The following is a 16,803-nucleotide window of genomic DNA, read 5'->3' as shown; positions in this document are numbered from 1 at the left end:
AGCTCGCTGGGCTCATAACCCAGAGGTCGCAGGTTCAAATCCTGTCCCCGCTACTCAAACGTGAAGGCCCGGTGGATACCGGGCCTTCACTGTGTCTGGCCCCGCTCGAACCTGGTCCTCAGGCGACAGGGCTCCGGGATGAAGAAGGTGTCGTCCTGGGCACGAACCTGCACGTCCTGACACCTTCGGCGATCTGGCCCCCGCGAGCCGTGAAGTCGCTGAGTCAGCGCTCATGGTCACCCGGATTTGCTCGGACAGTGCTCGTGATCACGCGGAATTACTTACGGAATCGCGGAGGTCTGCGATCTCGTGCGCACTGGTTCCTGCGCGAACATCGACATCCGGGGCGCGTAAGCAGTGGCGGTGTCGGCGGATCTTGCGCAATCAGTGGTTCTCCGCGAGCGAAGTCGGTGACGGAGAGACATCTATGGTCCGGGGAATCGGGCAAGCTCTTCGGTGAAGACCTTGCCCAGCTCATCCGGTCCTTGAGCATCAGGTGACAGGAGTGACGGTCCTGCGCAACACGCGCGCCTGCGAGCTGAGTCGACTAAGCGCCTGTCAACCGCTGCAGGCCGCGTAGCGCTTGAGCGTCATCTTCGGCGTTCCCCGTGGTGCGGATGTGGGGGTGCATGGCGTCGAAAGCGGTGACCGCTTGGCAGGCGGCTTCTGCCTCGGCTGCGGCTGCCGTGACGTCCTCCCGGGACCGCCGGCCTTCCTGGGCGTACTCCTGCGTGATCAGTAGGTTCTGCAGGGCCTTGTCTCTCGCGCGGGCCAGCTCTCTCCGCTGATCGGCCAAGGCGTCGCGTCCGGTCGCGGCATCGGGTGGAATCACTGCTTCAGTTTCGCACGAGGGACCCGGTGCCCCGCGCTTCTTCCGAAAGATCACAAGAGATCAACACCGACTGCTACGGACTACAGCCATCGCGCACCGAACCCTGGATTTGCGCATTTACTGCGCATCCTCAGCCGACATTGCGCATCGGACCGCGGACCCTACAGCCGGGACGGGTACACGGCCGGTGCGCTCGTTCTGCAGATCCCACAGTTCGCGGAACAAGCCGTCCTGCTGGGCCAGCAGCTCCTCGGGGGTGCCGTGCTGGACGACGCGGCCCTTGTCCAAAACGACGATGCGGTCGGCGATGGTCACGTTAGTGAGCCTGTGCGTGACCAGGACGACCGCGCGGTCCGCAGCAAGCCGGCGCAGCCCGGTGAAGATGCGGTGCTCGGCTCTTGGGTCCAGAGCTGCTGTCGGTTCGTCCAGAACGAGCAGTCCGGCTGGCCGGTGGAAGGCTCGGGCGAGCGCGATCCTCTGCCACTGCCCGCCGGACAGTTCCTGGCCGCCCCACCATTCCTTGGCGAGCAGGGTGTTCAGCCCGTTGCGCAGTCCGTCGATGACCTCGTCGGCGCCCGCGGCGTGCGCTGCTGCGAGCACTGCGGCGTCCCCGTCCTCGGTGGCCTGGCCGAGCGTGATGTTCTCCCTCGCCGATAGGGGCCAGTTCGCATAGGACTGCGGTACGACGGCAACACGCGCCCAGGTGGCATGCGCGTCCAGCTCCCTGGTGTCGGTGCCATCCCAGGTCACGGCTCCTTGGTCGGGCAGATAGAGAGCCGAAAGGATCTTGCTGAGTGTGGTCTTGCCGGAGCCGTTCTCGCCCACCAGCGCGACGACTTCGCCGCGCCGAACCTCCAAGGAGACGTCGTCCAGGGCGGGACGGTCTGCGCTCGGGTACTGGAATGTGATGTTCTCGGCGCATACGAGCGTGGGCGCGGCCGGCGTCTGGGGGCCGCGGTCGATGCGGTGTCCGCCGGCTTCGTCGATGAAGTCCGCCCAGTCGTCCAAGTACATGCCGGTACGGAAGAGTTGGGCTCCGTAGCCGACGATCCCGTCCAGTCCTGCGCTGACGCGGCCCAGTGCGAGGAACGCGGTGCCGAGGGCGGCGACGGAGATCTGCCCGGCGGATACCAGCAGCGCCAGGGCCACCCACACCACGGCGTGGGCGAGACCTCCTGCGGCTCCGCCGACTAGGGAGATCCTGGCGGAGCGCCAGGTGGCCTGGTCGGTCGTCGTGTCGATCCGGACCCCGGCCGTGCGGTACTTGTCGAGCAGGAACGGCGCCATGGTGCCGGAGCGGACCTGGTCGGCGGTCTGCTTGTCGACCAGGTGCCAGCGGAGCATGCCCAGCAGTCGCCGGTCCTTCGTGGTGGCGAGCGAGGCGATGTAGCTGATGCGGGCCGCCCGCACACTGGCCACGCCCTTCGGCAATGCCGCCAGGAGGAGCAGCGGCAGCAGCGTCCAGTGCACGGCGGTCAGGACGCACGCGGAGGCGATCAGAGAGGCGGAGGCGGCGAGAATGTACTGAGCTTGGGTGAGAAGGTCCCTGGAGACCTCCACTCCCCGGTCGGCCGCGTCCCAGCGGTCGTTGTATCCGGGGTTGTCGTATGCGGCCAGTTCCGCCTTGGTCGCCGCGTCGAGGAGTTCGAGTTCGGCCTCCCGGGCGATACGCGGCGCCAGCCGGGCCGACAGCGCGGTGGAGACGATACCCAGCAGGGCACGCAGCCCGATGGCGACCGACAGGACGACAAGCGACGGTACGGCAGAGCGGAGCTGGTCGCCGCTGATGTGCTGAGAGGCGATCAGCGGCTTGATCACACCGGTGGTAGCCATCAGCCCGAACGCCTCCAGCACCCCCGACAGGAGCTGGACGCCGAGCAAGGCGATGACCGCGGTGCGGTCGACCTGCCAGCCCAGTGCGAGGGACCGGCGGATCAGTTGGGGCAGGCGCCGGGCCATCGCGCGGGTGGTGATCGCGTTGGCGGCCTCGATGCGGCGGTCGCCGGGAATGACGAACTTCAGCTCCTCATCCGACACCTCCGCCTCGTCGGTCGGTGCGGTCGTGGCAACCGGTTTCGGGATGGTTGTCATCAGCTCCAGCCCTCCACCGACACGCGTTGCCCGGCCGAGGGCGTGCGGAAGCCCAGCACGGGCTGGTTACGGATGAGAACCAGGTGCAGCCCGATCACTGTTCGATACGCCAAGGCGTCCCCCCTGTATGCCGTGTGCGGTTGAGGCCGTTCCTCAACATCCGTGGAATGCCGTGCAGTTGCTAGCCGCAGGATGGTCATGAGGTGTCCTCGCTCGCCCCGAGGGCGGTGAGCTCGTCTTCGAGGCCCTCAAGGTCAGCGAGCAGGCGGCGGATGGCGGTCTGACGCTCGCTCCAGTGCCGCTTCAGATCCAGCTCCGCGTCCCGAGGCAGGTCGTACTCGGCGGTGGTGGCGCCGTAGAAGCTGAACAGCATGTACAGCAAGGCGATCCGAGCGCAGGCCCGGACCTCTTGCATGGGGAGGCTGGGATGCTCCGAGCGGTAGGCACTCACCATGGCCAGGGCGCAGGCAGTCCACGCGGTGCTGGTCGCGACGGTGCGTGGGTCGAACGCCGCTCGCCCCAGTTCCCAGGCCGGCATCGCGCTTGCGCAGCGGAAGTCGATGATGCCGGTGACAGCATCGGAGAGGGTGATCAGGTTGGTGCGGGTGAGATCCGCGTGCAGTGCTTGTTCCACGAGCGTCTCGGGCAGCCGTTCCCGCAGCGCGGCAGCGTGGGTGCGTAAGTCCGTACGCCGCTGGTCGAGGTCGACTCGCAGTTGGTCGAGACGGTCGTGGCCTTGCCGCGTGGCTCTGGCCGTCACGGTGGCGCACTTTGCTACCGCGTCCTCGACGGGCTCGGCCCGCCAGCGGGTCTGCTGCACGCGCCTGGGCAGCGGGTACGCGGCGAGTGCACGGTGCATGCGCCCCATGACGACGCCGATGTGTTCGGCGAGGGGGATGGTCATGGCCGATGACGTCACCTGGCCCGGGGCCTCGTCGACGACGGCCCATGCGCTGCCTTCCGCGATGGTGACCAGGTTGTCGTCGGCGTCGGGCCACACGCGTGGAACGGGGAGTTCCGCGGCCCGGCAGTATTCCGACATGTCCCACGCGTTGCGTGCCTCGTCCAGGTCGGCCATCGCCGGGTACTGCTTGACGAACAACCGCAGCCCGTCGTCGGTCAGGACTCGTCGGTTGATCGTGTCCGTGCCCATGTGCACCGGCTCGACGAGGTCGACGACGAGTCCGTACCGGTCCTCCAGCACGTCAGCAGTCAACGCCGCACCCCGCTCTGCTTCGTCCATAGGGATCACAGGCCTTCGTGTGCCGAGGGACGAGTTGCCGTGAGGACGGTGAACGAGTTGCCCTCCGTGAGCACACCTCTGTCGCCGAAGGGGGCGAGGGCAACGGGGATACCCGGGCGAAAGCGTCGGTAGTAGGCGGAGGTTCCGGCGAAGGCATTCACGCGCGCCACCCGCTCCACACGCTCTTGCCGGTCTCCAGACGCAGGTTCTCCAGCATGGTGTGGGCTTCGTCGACCAGGCCGATGTCGTGATGCTGGATGCCCCAGGCCAGGGAGTCGACAGCGTCCAGGGCCCCGTACGCCCGGCATGCCGCCGCTTCCTCCTCGGTGAGGGTGCTGCCGTACCCGTGGTGGAACGCGGCGTTCAGGTCCGGGTTGTGATGCAGGATCCGGTAGCGCAGGCGGCTGAGATCTCGGCGTGGTGCGGGCTGGAGCTCGGCGCGTTCGAAGTCGATGACCCTCAGCAATTGCTCGGACTCGTCCCACATCCAGTTCTTCGGCATGTAGTCGCCGTGCCCAGCGACCTGCGGTAGCCGCGGGGGCCGCTCGCTCAGGAGAGTTCGTGCGGTCGAGAGGTCGTGCTCGGGTACGTACGCGGTGGCAGGCGCCAGCACCTTCGACACCGCCTCTTCCCACTCGCCCTCGGTTGTGGCCGTGATGGGCTCGCTGCTGGCCGCCGCGTGATGGCGAGCGAGGAGTTCACCCGCCTGCTCGTAGGCCTTGCGCTTCTGCTCGGCCGGCAGCCGGAGCGAGTCGAGGCTGTGTCCGGGCACAGCGGTCACCAGGATGGTGCGGGAGACGGCCTCGGCGGCGACCAGGTCGGGCGTCCGGCCCTCGCCGAGGGAGACCGTCCACTTCCGGTATGCATCGACCTCACGCCGGTGCAGCTTGGGGCCCGCGTGCTGCTTGGCGAACCACCGTCGGCCCCCGGGCGCGTGGACTTCCCAGAGGGACGGCCTGATGGTGCCGGGGCGGGGGTGCTCAGCAACCACGGTGTACGTGTCGGTTACCGACGCCACCAGTTCGTGGAGTGCGCCGGGCATGTTCGTCACCTCGGTGCCCCCTTTCGCTCTCTGGGCCATCTAGTCACATGCGTGCACCGCATGTGACTAGATGGATTCTCTAAGTATTCACGTGTGGGTGCGTAGCCTGCCAAAAGGCACTGACAACGGGCGCTGAACTGGGCATTTCCCACTCGGTAGAGCCGACCCTGTACTCGCCGTATCCCCGGCTCAGCCGGGTCAGCGCATGTGCAGCCGCACAGGCACCGTGCGGTGCCCGTTGACGAGGAGGCTCGCCACCGGCTCAAGCTCCTCGGGCGGCACGGCGAGAGTCATGTCCGGGAAACCGTCGAAGAGGGCGGGCAGCGCGGCTCGCGCTTCGGCGCGGGCCAGGGGAGCGCCGAGGCAGAAGTGAGCGCCATGTCCGAAGGCGAGGTGCTGCTTGTCCGCCCGCGTCACGTCGAAGGCTCCTGCGGTGGCGCCATGCAGGTTCGGATGGCGACTGGCGGCGCCGTACGAGGCGAGGATCGCCTCGCCCTGGCTGATCACGATCCCGTCGGGGAGGGGGATGTCCTCGACGGCGTATCGAAGCGGCAGGTGACTGATGGGTGCGGCGTAGCGGAGGGACTCCTCGATCACGTCGTCCCAGGACGCGCGCCCCGCGTGGACGTGAGCGAGCTGGTCGGGGCGGGTGAGCAGCGCGGTGATGGCTTGATCGAGCAGGTTGACGGTCGTCTCGTAGCCGGCGCTGATGATCAGGAGCAGCGTGTCCAGGAGTTCCTGCTCCGTGAGGACGGAGCCGTCGCCCTCTTCGTCGCGTACGTCGATGAGCGCCGACGTGATGTCCTGGCCAGGGGTGGCCCGTTTCGACGCGACCAGTTCGGTGAGGATGCCGTACAGGGCCATGGTGTTGGCGCGGGCCTCCTCGCTGCTGAGCGTGGTGTCGAAGACTCCGTCGACCACGGTCCGGAAGCGGGGCCACACGTCCTCGGTCAGACCCATGAGATCGCCGATGACCTGGATCGGCAGGGGGAAGGCGAGGGCCTCGCGCAGTTCGACGACCTCGCCGGGCTGGGTCCGGGCTATCCGGTCGATGAGGCGGGCGGTGATCTGTTCGATGCGCGGCACCATCTCGGCGGTACGTCGGGCGGTGAACGCCTTGCTGACGAGACGCCTCAGCCGCCGGTGGTTGTCTCCGTAGGCGGTGAACATGTTGTCCACGCCGACCCATAGGGCCAGCGGCCACTTCTCGGTGATCTCGCCGCTGATGAACGCCGGCCAGTGCTTGCTGGCGTCCTTGGACACCCGGGCGTCGTTCAGAAGGCCTTTGAGGATGGCCGGGTCGCTGACCGACCAGGCGGTCACACCGAGGATGTCCACGAGCGTGGCGGGACCGGCGGCGTGGAGGGCGTCTTCTTCGGCCGCGCGCGCACGGCCGGTGGGGTCGAGGACGAGGGGCAGGGTGCGGTCCATGTCGGTTCTCCCTAGGTCAGAGTGAGGCGCGGCGACGGGGGGAAGCGGACCGGCAGGCCGGTCAGGGAGCGGTGGAACGGGCCGGGGCGGTAGGTGAGGTGGTCGGCGGGGACGGCGAGTTCCATTTCGGGGAGGGCGTCGAGGATCTGCTCGATGGCCACCTGGGCGATGAGGTAGGCCAGGGGCTGGGCGGGGCAGCCATGGGGTCCGGCGCTCCACGTCAGGTGAGAGCGGTTGCCGGCCCGCTGGTCGGAGATGACCGCGGGGTCGTTGTTACAGGCGGCCATGCTGATGACGACCGGTTGGTGGGCGGGCAGGACGACGCCGTCGATCTCGACCGGACGTGGCGGATACGACACGCAGAAGTTGGCCAGCGGAGGGTCCACGAAGAGCAGCTCGTCGAGAGCGTCGCGGACGCTGAGGCTCCCCCGGAGCACGTCGCCGGAGTACCGCTCGTCGCTGACGATCAGCAGAAGGGTGTTCGCGATGACGTTCTGCTCAGGCTCGATGCCGGCGCCGTAGAGGGTGACCAGCTGGTGTATCAGCTCCAGCTCGTTCAGCTGCGTCGGGTGGCTCAACAGGCCGGTGGTGACATCCATGCCCGGATGGCGGCGCTTGAGGTCGACAAGTTCGCTGAGAGCCTCGGAGAGCATGGCGTTGCCGGCCTCGGCGTTCACGCCTTCGAAGATCGCGGCCATCCCGAGGGCTACACGCTGGCCGATCTCCGGCGGACAGCCGAGGATCGCGTTGAGGACCTGGAAGGCCAGAGGCTGTGCGTACTGCGTCAGCAGGTCCGCATGGCCCACCTCGCACATCTCGTTGATCAGGGGAATGGCGATCCGTTCCACCATGGCCTGCAGTTCGTGCTGGCGGACATGGTCGAGGGCGGACGTGTTCGCGGCACGGTAACGAGCGTGAGCGGGACCGGAATTGCGCAGCGCGTTGGGGCGGTGCTCCAGCATCGGCAGGACTGGGCAGTGCGCGGGGACGCCTTGTTGCCAGACCCGCGGGTCGGCGGGGAACCGTACGGGGTCGTGAAGGATACGGACGGCGGTCTGATAGCCGATCACCAGCGTGGCGGGCACATCGGGGTCCAGGTAGACCGGGGCCAGTGTTCCGTGTTGGTCCCGCATCTGCGTGTAGAAGCGGGAGGGATCAGCTGCGAACTCCGGTGCGTACATCGCGAACCGCGTCTGACCGGCGTGAGCGCGGTGGCCGGCCTGCGATGGCGGTGGCGGCATAGTCACGACAGGTGCTCCAGTCGGCTGGATCGGTGGAGGTATTCGACGAACGCGATCAGCGCGTGGATGGAGGACACTTCGTCGCGGGCGTCGCAGGACGTGACCACCACGTCGTCGTCGAGAGCCAGGGCCCGACGGACCTCGTCGAGGTCGAACCGTTGAGCGCCGTCCCATTCGTTGACGGCGACTCCGAACGGCAGGCCGCGTTCTTCGAAGAGCGCGAGAACCGCGTCGGAGTCCTGGAGTCGACGGGTGTCGACGAGGACCAGCGCGCCCAGCGCCCCGTGGAAGAGGTGCTCCCAGAAGGGGGTGAACCGGTTCTGTCCGGGGGTGCCGAACAGGTAGAGGGCCAGATGGGGGCTGAGGGTGCGGCGGCCGAAGTCGAAGGCGACCGTCGTCTCCGTCTTGCTGGGCAGGCCGGCGAGGTCGTCGATGCCGGTGCTGGCTTCTGTGATTGGCTCCTCGGTCCTCAGCGGTTTGATCTCCGACACGCTGCCAACCAGAGTCGTCTTGCCTGCTCCGAAGTGGCCGGCGATCAGGATCTTCGCTGACCGGGTCACGGTGGCTGGGAGGTATTGGTGCTCAGACGAGAGCACGGAGTCCATTGAGCACTTCCTCAATAACGCTGATGTCCGGCTGGTCGGCCGGTGCCGGGGTGTTGAGGTGGCCGGTGTCGAGAAGTCCGGAGACGACGATGAGAGCGACGGTGGGAGGCAGATCGAGGAGCGAGGCGATCTCGGCGATCACGATCGGCCCGTTGCAGATCCGCAGGATCCGCCGGGCTTCGACGTCGAGGCCGTGGAGCGGGCGGTCTGCGGCGCGAACCAGGGTCGTCAGGGTCAGGCCGTCGCGGGACGGTGACGAGTGTCCTCGTGTCCGGACATACGCCCGGACCATGTCGGGATCGCGCCGCAGAGCGCTCATGGCCGAGCGCCGCCGTCGTCACCCTGGTCCCGTGCCGGGCTGGACAGCTCCGCGCCGAGGCGCTCGGTCAGGCCGTTCATCCGGTAGGTGAGGATTTCGGCGTCGACTGTCTCGGTCGTCGAGACCGCCAGCAACGCGTTGTGGCCGACCGTCTTGACGAACAGGAGTCCCTCGTCGAACTCGGCGACGACTTGGCGCAGGCCGTTCTTCTTTCCACCGGTGTACGGGGCCAACGCGATGCCAATGGAGTGAAAGCCGCTGGTGGACGCGGCGACCTTGTCTGCCGTGTCACGGTCCACCGATTCCGAGTAGCCCAGGGCGAGACCGTCCGTGGCCAGAAGGACGGCGTAGCGGACATCCGGCATGCTCGTGAGGTCCCCGAGCATCCAGCCGAGCCTGTTCACCTGCGTCGTCATGAGTCGAGGGACCTTTCTTCCTGGTCGGTGTGTACGTCGGTGTCCCCGGCGCGTTCCCGCGGGGGTGCGGCCGTGCCGCGAGCCTGTCTGGTTGCCTGCTGCCAGGCGCCGATGACTGCGGGCCGGGCCGGTTCGGTACTCGTGCGGCGCCCAGCAGAAGCCTGTTGCTGCGGATGCATCGGTTGGCGGGACGTGCGCGTCGGCAGTCCGTTCTCCGTCAGCGCGGGGGAGGAAGGTGCAGGCGCTTCGACGCGGGCGGGCCGCGGAGCCGGTTCGAGCTCAGCCGCAGCGGTGGTGAGAAGGGCCTCGGGCAGGAAGACCGAGGCACTCATCCCGCCGTAGCGGTTGGAGTCCGTGAGCACCACCTTGATGCCATATCGGCGGGCAAGGAGCGCGATCACCGGGAAGCCGACCCTCGGGTGCGCCTCCAGGGTGAGGATGTCGACCTCCTGGCGGCCGTCCAGGATGCGCCGCGCGCGCTTCAGTTCCTCCTCGCTCATGCGCTTGCCGGCGTCGTCGATGAGGAGAGTGATTCCGTGGTGGCCGTGCTGGGCGCTCACCTCCACGTGAGTCTGAGGCGGCGAATAGCGTGCGGCGTTGTCGAGGAGGTGGCTCAGGATGAGCTTCACCGGCCCGACCATGCGGGCGATCACTGCCCGGTCAGACGCGTACGGGTGGACCCGCGTGTAGTCGGGAATCGCTCCCTGGGCTGCCCCGACGACGTCCGTGAGTGTGCTGGCGGGCCACCGCTGCCCGAGGAGCCCTCCAGCGAGTACGACGTACGACTGTGCCTGGTGGAGCATCTGCTGGACGCCGTGATCGATCTTGGTCAGCGTCGCGAAGACGGCACTGCCGTGATGTCGGCGGAGCGCCTGGGCCACCTCGCTGCTCACGTTGATGCCGGTGCTCACCATCGCGGTGGCGAACGCCTTGACGGCTGCCTTCGCCGACTCGCGCGCCTCGGCTTCGACTTGCTGACGTGTCGAAGCCGCCGTCACTCCTCGCACTTGGTGCAGGTCGGCGACATACCGCTCGCCGAGCACCCGGAGGTTCTCCACGAAGCCGGAACCGGCGAGACAGGCCGGGACCACAAACTCTGCCGAGGCCGACTGTGGCCGCTGGAGCGAGCCCACGACCGCTTCGAGGCCCTGCGAAAGCAGCGCGACCAGGGCCGTGTCCTGGGCAACGGTGGTCTCTTGCCAATGCACGGCCTGGGCACGGTGCTTGGCGGAGAGCCATGCGAAGTATGCGGCCAGCCCGAGCGCGACAACGAGCACTGCGGCCAGACCAACGGATGCCGCGACGGCTGTTTCGTGTCTCATCGGATCTCTCACTGGGGTCGAAGTGGACTGCGACAGGGCAACGGGACCGGCAAGTTGATGGACCGCCGGGCTGGCGACAGTTCGATGGAGCCCAAGGAGGCCCGCTCATGTCGCCCAGGTCATCGGCTGGGGCCTAGAACTTGATCCCGCCGATCATGCGCGCCAGGCTCGTTGTGGCCTCTGAGATCGTTGGCGCGATCGAGGAACTGGCGAGGTAGAAGCCGAGGAGGGTGCAGACCACTGCGTGCCCGGCTTTCAGCCCGCCCTTCTTGATGAGCAGGAACGTGATGATCGCCAAGAGGACGACGGCCGAGACGCTAACCGCCATGCAGAGGCTCCCTTTTGCGCACGCCAGCCGACCGTGTCAGGGCGAGCCAGTGACGGAGCGCGGCGCTGTCGGTGCCTTCTGGATGTCCGTCAGGGGGAAGCAGCCATACCGTCGAGCAGCGCGAGTACCCGGCGACCTGTCTGTCGAGGGCGCATTCCCACAGGCGCCCCGCACGGCACACCGTCTGTGGAGCGTGCCACCGGTATGCCGTGCCCGCTTCGACCGGGATGTGGATACGCGAGTGCGCGTGGCAGCAGAGCACCGGCCCCACAGGGAGCCCCCGGCTTCGGGCACCCTCGACCGCACGCAAGCCGACGAGCAGTCCCGCCTGCACGACATCGACGGGCCCGAGTCGCGGCAGCGGGTGTGACGCGAGCTGGATCCTCCAGGGCAGTTCTGTCTGCGCGAACGGCAATGCCAACTCCGGTGAGGAGGAGCGGCGTTGCAACCGAGGCCGGCCGTCCAGCGGCACCACAGGTGCGACTGGCCGATGGGCAGCGGGCGGATCAGGGACGGCTTCAACTCGGCCTCGCGAGGCAATCACCGGGATCTCCTGTGCGTCCGGACACACTGACTGAGCCGCTTGACCAAGCAACTGCTGTCACAAGGACGTTGGCTGATCCCCAAGACTGTTTACCGAAAGGCGATTACGCACATTCCGAGGGTGATATCACTGAGGTGATGCCGGTTCCAGGAAGACCAGGAACCGCATGCGCTCGGCGAGCGCTAGGCGGCGCTCGCCGCGCTCGAAAGAGCCGCTGAAAGACCACCGCCAACGGACTCTCCACAGCGGGAGCTGGCGTTGTCCTCAACAGCCTCGAAGATGTCCCACGGCTCCTGGACGCGATCGTCACAACAACCCTCGGCCGTGCCTGACGGCGGCGGCCCAGCAGTGCGTCCCAACTGCCCGTATTACATGAGTGATACCGGCAAGCGGGTATCTCCACCTACGCTGTCGGGCGCAGAACGAGAAACGGGGGTGCGATGCCAAGAAACCCTCGCGTATGCGCTGACTGCGGATGCCGCTTGAGCCAGTACAACGACGAAGACCGGTGTGCCACGTGCGCGCGCGTCAGGTTTCTCGACACCCGCCTTCAACGCCGGGTTCCAGACACCGTCTGGCAGCATCCGGAAGTCCACTCCGCCATCGCGGCATGGGACTTCGGGCGCGCGAGCCGCCTCATCCGCGAGCGGGCGAAGCTTCGCCAGGACGACATGGCCCGCATGACGGGGCTCAGCCAGGGTTTCCTTTCCATGCTCGAAGCAGGAACCCGCCGACTGACGAGCCTCGACAAGGTCGCGAGGTTCCTCAACGGCATGGAAACACCGGACGCCTTGCTCCCCCCACCGTTCCGTGAGCATCACGCAGCCCTCACGCCACGGCCGTTGCCGTACCCAGGACCGTCCGCCGTTGATCTCCAGGTCGCGACCGGCGAGCAGGCAGCGGACCTCTATGAGCTCGCGACACAAGCCGCGGCCCAGTCGCTGCGGTTCGCGGAAGCGGTCACGAGGAGCAACGTGAGCGACGTCGAGCTTGAGGGGCTGGAATCCAGGATCACCCGGATCGCGACGGACTACGTCCACGCTCCCCTGTACCCGCTCTTCCAAGACCTGCTGTCGACGAGAGACCAGCTCTTCGCGCTGCTGAGCGGCCACCAACCCCCCGGCCAAACCAGGGAGCTGTACCTCCTCGCCGGCACGAGTTGCCTGCTCCTTGCTCACGCGTCACAGAATCTCGGGGACCAGGACTCCGCTGTCGCCCAACTTCAGACGGCCGGGACCCTCGCCGAGCATGCCGACCACGACGATCTCCGGGCATGGGTCAAGGGCACAGCCGCACTGATCGCGGAGTGGTCAACTCACCGGCACGCAGCCTTCAAGTACACACAACAGGCGATCCGGTTCGCCCCCGTCGGCGAGACCCGGGTCAGAACCGCGGCGATCGGGGCCAGGGCTGCGGCACGCGTCGGAGACCGGAACACGGCCCTGGCAGCGCTCAAGGAACTTGAGCAGGCCCGGGAACAGCGAACAGACCCCAACGGGCTCACCAGATTCGGAGGCCTGCTCACTTTCCCGGAAGCCAAGCAGGAGTACTACATCGGCGGAACGTACGCCCTCCTCGGCGAACACGGGAGGGCCGAGCAGCACGCCGCCGCCGCGATCGATCTGTACGAGATGGGCCCGAAGGAGCAGCGGTCGTACGGCGACGAGGCGCTGGCGCGCCTCGACATCGTCACAGCGCGCATCGCCGCAGGAGAGATCGAGGGCGCCGGCGAGCAACTCCAGCCCATACTGGAGCTGCCGGTCGACCGCCGTATCCGACAGCTTGGCGACGCCGTGCAGGGAGTAGCTACGCTTCTTGAAGAACCACGGTTCGCCCGAAGCCGGGTTGCCCGCGAGCTCGCCGATGCCACTCGCGGCTATCAGGTGATCGACACGAGAGCGAAGGCCCTCACCTCATGACAATGACGGTCTCTCCCGAGTCCGCCGCCCGTAAGGCCTGCCAGGCGTCAGGTCTGACAGACCGCTCCCTTGTCCCGCTTCACCACCACGCCACTTCCGTGTTCCTTCTTGCTGCGGAAGGCGTTGTGGTGCGCGTCAGTCCCGCCTCGCAGCAGCAGCGCTTGGCGACCGCTGTCTCCCTCACGCGCTGGCTCGTCGCGAACGACTTCCCGGCGACAGAGCCAGTGGATGTACCCCAGCCGGTGGCATACGACCCATATGTCGTCACGTTCTGGCGGCACTACCCGCAACCTGAACACGGCGCACCTCCGCCCGGACGGTTGGGTGATCTGCTGAGAACTCTGCATTCCCTACCATCCCCGCCGGTGTCACTGCCGCAACACCAACCGCTTGCCTCACTCAAGACCGCCGTGGAGGCCAGTACCTACCTAGCGCCGAACGAACGGGCGTGGCTCATGGAGCGCAGGCAGGAACTTCTCCACGCATACGAACAGCTGGAATTCCCCTTGGGGCACGGGCACATTCACGGCGACGCATATCCGGGCAACACGCTCTGGGACGGCGAGGACGTCAGGCTCGGAGACTGGGACGAGGCGGCATTCGGCCCGCGAGAGATCGACTTGGCTAATACGTTCCAAGGAGTCCGCTTCGGGCGAAGCGTCGGACAACTGGATGATTTCAGCGAGCGGTACGGCTACGACATCCGGCAGTGGTCTGGTCAATCGGTTCTCTGTGGAATCCGAGACCTTCACACTCTCGGGTCCTTCATTCGGCGTGCGGATCAAGGAGACACTGCTGCTACCCAGCAGTTGTCGTATCGTATTGAGACGCTCAGAAACATGGATGCCCAAGCTCAATGGGGCGCCGCCTGAAAGAGCGCAGACCGGACCGGACGGGGTGGACCGAAGCTCAGGCCCGTTCGGCCTCTTCCGGTACGAGTCGGCTCGTGAAGCCGTCGCGACGCAACCGTTCGAAAGCCGCCGCCACGTCGTCGGGAATCTCCTGCTCGATCATGAACCCTTGCCGTGGGTACACCATGAGCCGCTGCTGGGCCCCCACCAGCATGTCGATGACCAGACGGGCGTCCTGGATCGAATCGACGTACTCGGAGAGCGCCATGGGCGTGGAGGCGCTCACCCACTCGACGTCCGGCCAGAGCTTTCGCGCCGTCGCGTAGGCCCGTCGCTCCTCGTACGGCTTGCTGACCATCAGGACCGACGAGACGGGAACACGCTGTTCTTCGAGGAGAGCGCGGGAGAAGCGGATGTTCTGGCCCGTGTTCCGGGCCTTCGGCTCGACGATGATGGCGCTCTCAGGAACCCCGAGCGCCACCGCACGGTCCCGATAGTGTTCGGCTTCACCTCGGGGCATCCGCTCACGCGTCGTACGGCTGGTCGCTCCGGTGAAGACGATGAGTGGCGCCATGCCACGGTGGTAGAGGTCTGCGGTGGTGTCGGCCACTCCCAGGTCGTGGCTGCCGAGTCCGATCGCCACGGAGCAAGGTCGCAACTCGTGACCCATCTGCTGGAAGTCCCACAGCCGTTGAGCATCCGCCCATGCCTGCGTTGAGATCACTTGCTCTCGCCCTCCATGTTCGCCGAGGATCTGCTCCCCGCCGTTGCAATCCGATGGGGTCAGCCTACGTTCCAGATCACAGGCGCCCTCAGATGACGGTTCTCCTGTTCCCGCACGCTCACGCCGTGTGAAACTCGATTGAGCAGGCTGAGGGGAGCACGTCAATGCGGGGAATGACCGACCATCTTCCGTTCGGCAAGCGAGTCCGGTTCTACAGGAAACGCCGAGGTCTGAGCCAGCGGCAGCTCGGCGAACTTCTGGGACGCTCCGAGGACTGGGTGTACCGGATCGAGTCCGAACGCATACCGGTGAACAACGTGAAGATGCTCGCGGACCTGGCACACGCTCTGCGAGTGCACGTGGAGGACCTTCAGGGCACGCCGACGTTCTTGGACGACCACGGTCGTCACACGGCCAGCATCCCGGCGATCCGCACCGCACTCATGCAGTCGCGACGGCTGGCGGGCTCGCTCTACGACGGCCGCGAAACCGTGCGCCTCGAACGTCTCTCCTTCGCAGTCGACGAAGTCTGGCGGCTCTTTCAGAATTGCCAGTTCGCGCGCCTTGGAGACTGCCTGCCCGGGCTACTCGCGGACGCCCGGCTGGCAACACAGGAGCGCACGGCGGGCGCCGAACACGTCGAAGCACTGCGGCTGTTCGCACTGACCTGCCACGTGGCAGCGGTACTCCTCCGAAAGTTGGGCGAGACCAACCTGGCCTGGACCGCTGTAGACCAAGGCGACATGGCGGCTGCGGAGTCCGAAGACCCCGCCACAATGTTGGCGCTGCGCCGAGGTGTCGCGCATGTTCAACTCGGCGCCGGCATGGCAGCAGAGGCAGTGAACGTCACCCTTGACGCGGCGGACGACCTCGAACCCGGTTGGTGGCGCACCACGCCGGCTTCTCTTTCCCTGTACGGGACCCTGTTCCTCAACGGAGCCGTCGCAGCGGCCCGGATGCGGAACCGAGCGCTGGCAGACCACATGATGGGTAAGGCCCAAGAGGCAGCGCACCTGCTCGGCGGCGACTCCAACGCGATGTGGACCTCCTTCGGTCCCGGCAACGTAGAGATCCACCGGCTGGCGCTCGCCCTGGAATTCGAGGACGTCCAGCTGGCCGTGGACGTAGCCCCGAGAGTCAGAGCGGCAGGACTGCCGGTAGAACGACGTGGGCGGGCGCGACTGGATGTTGCCCGTGCCTATGCTGAGGCCGGGCGGACGGATGAGGCGATAGACCACCTCAAGCGCGCCTACCGAACCGCTCCCGAACAGATCAAGGCACATGAGTTCGCGCGGGACCTAGCTCGTCGGCTCCACAAGCGATCCCGCCGTCAGGATGTCCAGGACCTGGCCATGCGGCTCGGCGCCATCAAGTAGCGCTTGTTGTAGAGAGGTTCGTTGGCGGACCCGGAAAAATCCTCCGGGTCCGCCTCCCCGTCGGCTTCTACGGTCGTTGCGACCAAGCCACTTGTACGGGGAGGCATCGCAGTGCCTGTGACCTACCAGCCGGATGATGGCGTCGGCCCCAAGAGCAGAAGCGCGGTGGTGCTCCGCTGGAGTCGCCATCCGCGCTGCGTCGGCCTTGCGCGTCGTGAACTCCGTAAGGCGCTGGACGGTTGGGGCCTCTCAAGTATTGAAGACCCAGCTGTCCTCGTTCTCTCGGAGCTCTTGACCGACGCAGTACGCCACGGTAATGCGCGGCCGGGCGCAGAGATCGAGACTCGGTATCTGCGAGTCGGAATTGGCCTGCGCATCGAGGTGTCTGACACAGTCCACGAATTCCTCCAGTTGACGGTAGGTTCCTCGGAGCCGGATAGAAGTACCCGGCTGAGGCTCGTAGACGCATTGAGAGGTGTGCAAGCTGAAGTTGCTGGTCACGGGGCTGGTGTGCGTGGG

General features: G+C 66.8%; 16 protein-coding genes. 4 read left to right on the top strand and 12 right to left on the bottom strand.

Annotation, left to right across the window (positions count from 1 at the left end; translation table 11 throughout):
- Positions 1–547 precede the first annotated feature (547 nt).
- The 11 genes from RB628_RS35600 to RB628_RS35550 all read right to left on the bottom strand — a co-directional run bounded on the left by RB628_RS35600 (position 548) and on the right by RB628_RS35550 (position 10,870).
- Positions 548–832, bottom strand: coding sequence for a hypothetical protein (locus RB628_RS35600; RefSeq protein WP_318324776.1), 285 nt, complete (start codon positions 830–832; stop codon positions 548–550).
- 117 nt (positions 833–949) lie between these two features.
- Entirely contained in the window at positions 950–2,923 is a 1,974-nt protein-coding gene (locus tag RB628_RS35595; protein ID WP_318324775.1) for an ABC transporter ATP-binding protein, read from the bottom strand.
- A 196-nt stretch (positions 2,924–3,119) separates the two neighbouring features.
- The gene (locus tag RB628_RS35590) at positions 3,120–4,139 is read right to left on the bottom strand and encodes a phosphotransferase enzyme family protein (protein ID WP_318324774.1); all 1,020 of its coding nucleotides are present in this window, start codon (positions 4,137–4,139) and stop codon (positions 3,120–3,122) included.
- A 184-nt stretch (positions 4,140–4,323) separates the two neighbouring features.
- Positions 4,324–5,208 carry an aminoglycoside phosphotransferase family protein gene (locus tag RB628_RS35585; protein ID WP_318324773.1) on the bottom strand — a complete coding sequence of 295 codons (885 nt, stop codon included), beginning with the start codon at positions 5,206–5,208 and terminating at the stop codon, positions 4,324–4,326.
- Positions 5,209–5,406: 198 nt separating this feature from the next.
- On the bottom strand, positions 5,407–6,639 hold the full coding sequence (locus tag RB628_RS35580; protein WP_318324772.1) for a cytochrome P450: 1,233 nt from the start codon (positions 6,637–6,639) through the stop codon (positions 5,407–5,409).
- 11 nt (positions 6,640–6,650) lie between these two features.
- Positions 6,651–7,880, bottom strand: a complete 1,230-nt coding sequence (locus RB628_RS35575; protein ID WP_318324777.1) for a cytochrome P450 — start codon at positions 7,878–7,880, stop codon at positions 6,651–6,653.
- Between the two features lie 2 nt (positions 7,881–7,882).
- Positions 7,883–8,485 (bottom strand): GTP-binding protein, encoded by a 603-nt coding sequence (locus RB628_RS35570; protein WP_318324771.1) that lies wholly within the window; start codon positions 8,483–8,485, stop codon positions 7,883–7,885.
- Complete coding sequence (locus RB628_RS35565; RefSeq protein WP_046707968.1) at positions 8,463–8,804, bottom strand: DUF742 domain-containing protein; 342 nt, start codon at positions 8,802–8,804, stop codon at positions 8,463–8,465. Before RB628_RS35565 ends, RB628_RS35570 begins: the two co-directional genes overlap by 23 nt.
- Positions 8,801–9,220, bottom strand: a complete 420-nt coding sequence (locus RB628_RS35560; protein WP_318324770.1) for a roadblock/LC7 domain-containing protein — start codon at positions 9,218–9,220, stop codon at positions 8,801–8,803. Before RB628_RS35560 ends, RB628_RS35565 begins: the two co-directional genes overlap by 4 nt.
- On the bottom strand, positions 9,217–10,542 hold the full coding sequence (locus RB628_RS35555) for an ATP-binding protein (protein WP_318324769.1): 1,326 nt from the start codon (positions 10,540–10,542) through the stop codon (positions 9,217–9,219). The genes RB628_RS35560 and RB628_RS35555 overlap by 4 nt, the downstream gene beginning before the upstream one ends.
- A gap of 133 nt (positions 10,543–10,675) precedes the next feature.
- Complete coding sequence (locus RB628_RS35550) at positions 10,676–10,870, bottom strand: hypothetical protein (RefSeq protein ID WP_046707970.1); 195 nt, start codon at positions 10,868–10,870, stop codon at positions 10,676–10,678.
- Positions 10,871–11,117: 247 nt separating this feature from the next.
- On the opposite strand from RB628_RS35550, the gene RB628_RS35545 reads away from it, so the two are divergent.
- The 3 genes from RB628_RS35545 to RB628_RS35535 all read left to right on the top strand — a co-directional run bounded on the left by RB628_RS35545 (position 11,118) and on the right by RB628_RS35535 (position 14,205).
- Positions 11,118–11,240 (top strand): hypothetical protein, encoded by a 123-nt coding sequence (locus RB628_RS35545; protein ID WP_318324768.1) that lies wholly within the window; start codon positions 11,118–11,120, stop codon positions 11,238–11,240.
- Positions 11,241–11,896: 656 nt separating this feature from the next.
- Complete coding sequence (locus RB628_RS35540; RefSeq protein ID WP_318324767.1) at positions 11,897–13,333, top strand: helix-turn-helix transcriptional regulator; 1,437 nt, start codon at positions 11,897–11,899, stop codon at positions 13,331–13,333.
- Positions 13,334–13,431: 98 nt separating this feature from the next.
- The gene (locus RB628_RS35535; protein ID WP_318324766.1) at positions 13,432–14,205 is read left to right on the top strand and encodes an aminoglycoside phosphotransferase family protein; all 774 of its coding nucleotides are present in this window, start codon (positions 13,432–13,434) and stop codon (positions 14,203–14,205) included.
- Positions 14,206–14,242: 37 nt separating this feature from the next.
- Here the strand turns inward: RB628_RS35535 and RB628_RS35530 are convergent, their stop codons facing one another.
- Positions 14,243–14,908: a YdcF family protein gene (locus tag RB628_RS35530; RefSeq protein WP_318324765.1), complete on the bottom strand. Its 666-nt coding sequence runs from the start codon at positions 14,906–14,908 to the stop codon at positions 14,243–14,245.
- A 173-nt stretch (positions 14,909–15,081) separates the two neighbouring features.
- Here RB628_RS35530 and RB628_RS35525 point away from each other — a divergent pair, with 173 nt between their 5' ends.
- Entirely contained in the window at positions 15,082–16,284 is a 1,203-nt protein-coding gene (locus RB628_RS35525) for a helix-turn-helix transcriptional regulator (RefSeq protein WP_318324764.1), read from the top strand.
- Positions 16,285–16,803 lie beyond the last annotated feature (519 nt).

The sequence above is a fragment of the Streptomyces sp. ADMS genome, assembly GCF_033441795.1.
GTDB lineage: Bacteria > Actinomycetota > Actinomycetes > Streptomycetales > Streptomycetaceae > Streptomyces.
The sequence above is the reverse complement of the archived record's forward strand: the minus strand, read 5'-3'. Positions and strand labels throughout refer to the sequence as shown.

What these genes read in the sequence shown, in the direction of transcription:
- RB628_RS35595 (WP_318324775.1), bottom strand. Translation starts at nt 2,923, where the DNA reads ATGACAACCATCCCGAAACCGGTTGCCACGACCGCACCGACCGACGAG.
- RB628_RS35585 (WP_318324773.1), bottom strand. Translation starts at nt 5,208, where the DNA reads ATGCCCGGCGCACTCCACGAACTGGTGGCGTCGGTAACCGACACGTAC.
- RB628_RS35580 (WP_318324772.1), bottom strand. Translation starts at nt 6,639, where the DNA reads ATGGACCGCACCCTGCCCCTCGTCCTCGACCCCACCGGCCGTGCGCGC.
- RB628_RS35575 (WP_318324777.1), bottom strand. Translation starts at nt 7,880, where the DNA reads ATGCCGCCACCGCCATCGCAGGCCGGCCACCGCGCTCACGCCGGTCAG.
- RB628_RS35570 (WP_318324771.1), bottom strand. Translation starts at nt 8,485, where the DNA reads ATGGACTCCGTGCTCTCGTCTGAGCACCAATACCTCCCAGCCACCGTG.
- RB628_RS35565 (WP_046707968.1), bottom strand. Translation starts at nt 8,804, where the DNA reads ATGAGCGCTCTGCGGCGCGATCCCGACATGGTCCGGGCGTATGTCCGG.
- RB628_RS35560 (WP_318324770.1), bottom strand. Translation starts at nt 9,220, where the DNA reads ATGACGACGCAGGTGAACAGGCTCGGCTGGATGCTCGGGGACCTCACG.
- RB628_RS35555 (WP_318324769.1), bottom strand. Translation starts at nt 10,542, where the DNA reads ATGAGACACGAAACAGCCGTCGCGGCATCCGTTGGTCTGGCCGCAGTG.
- RB628_RS35550 (WP_046707970.1), bottom strand. Translation starts at nt 10,870, where the DNA reads ATGGCGGTTAGCGTCTCGGCCGTCGTCCTCTTGGCGATCATCACGTTC.
- RB628_RS35525 (WP_318324764.1), top strand. Translation starts at nt 15,082, where the DNA reads ATGACCGACCATCTTCCGTTCGGCAAGCGAGTCCGGTTCTACAGGAAA.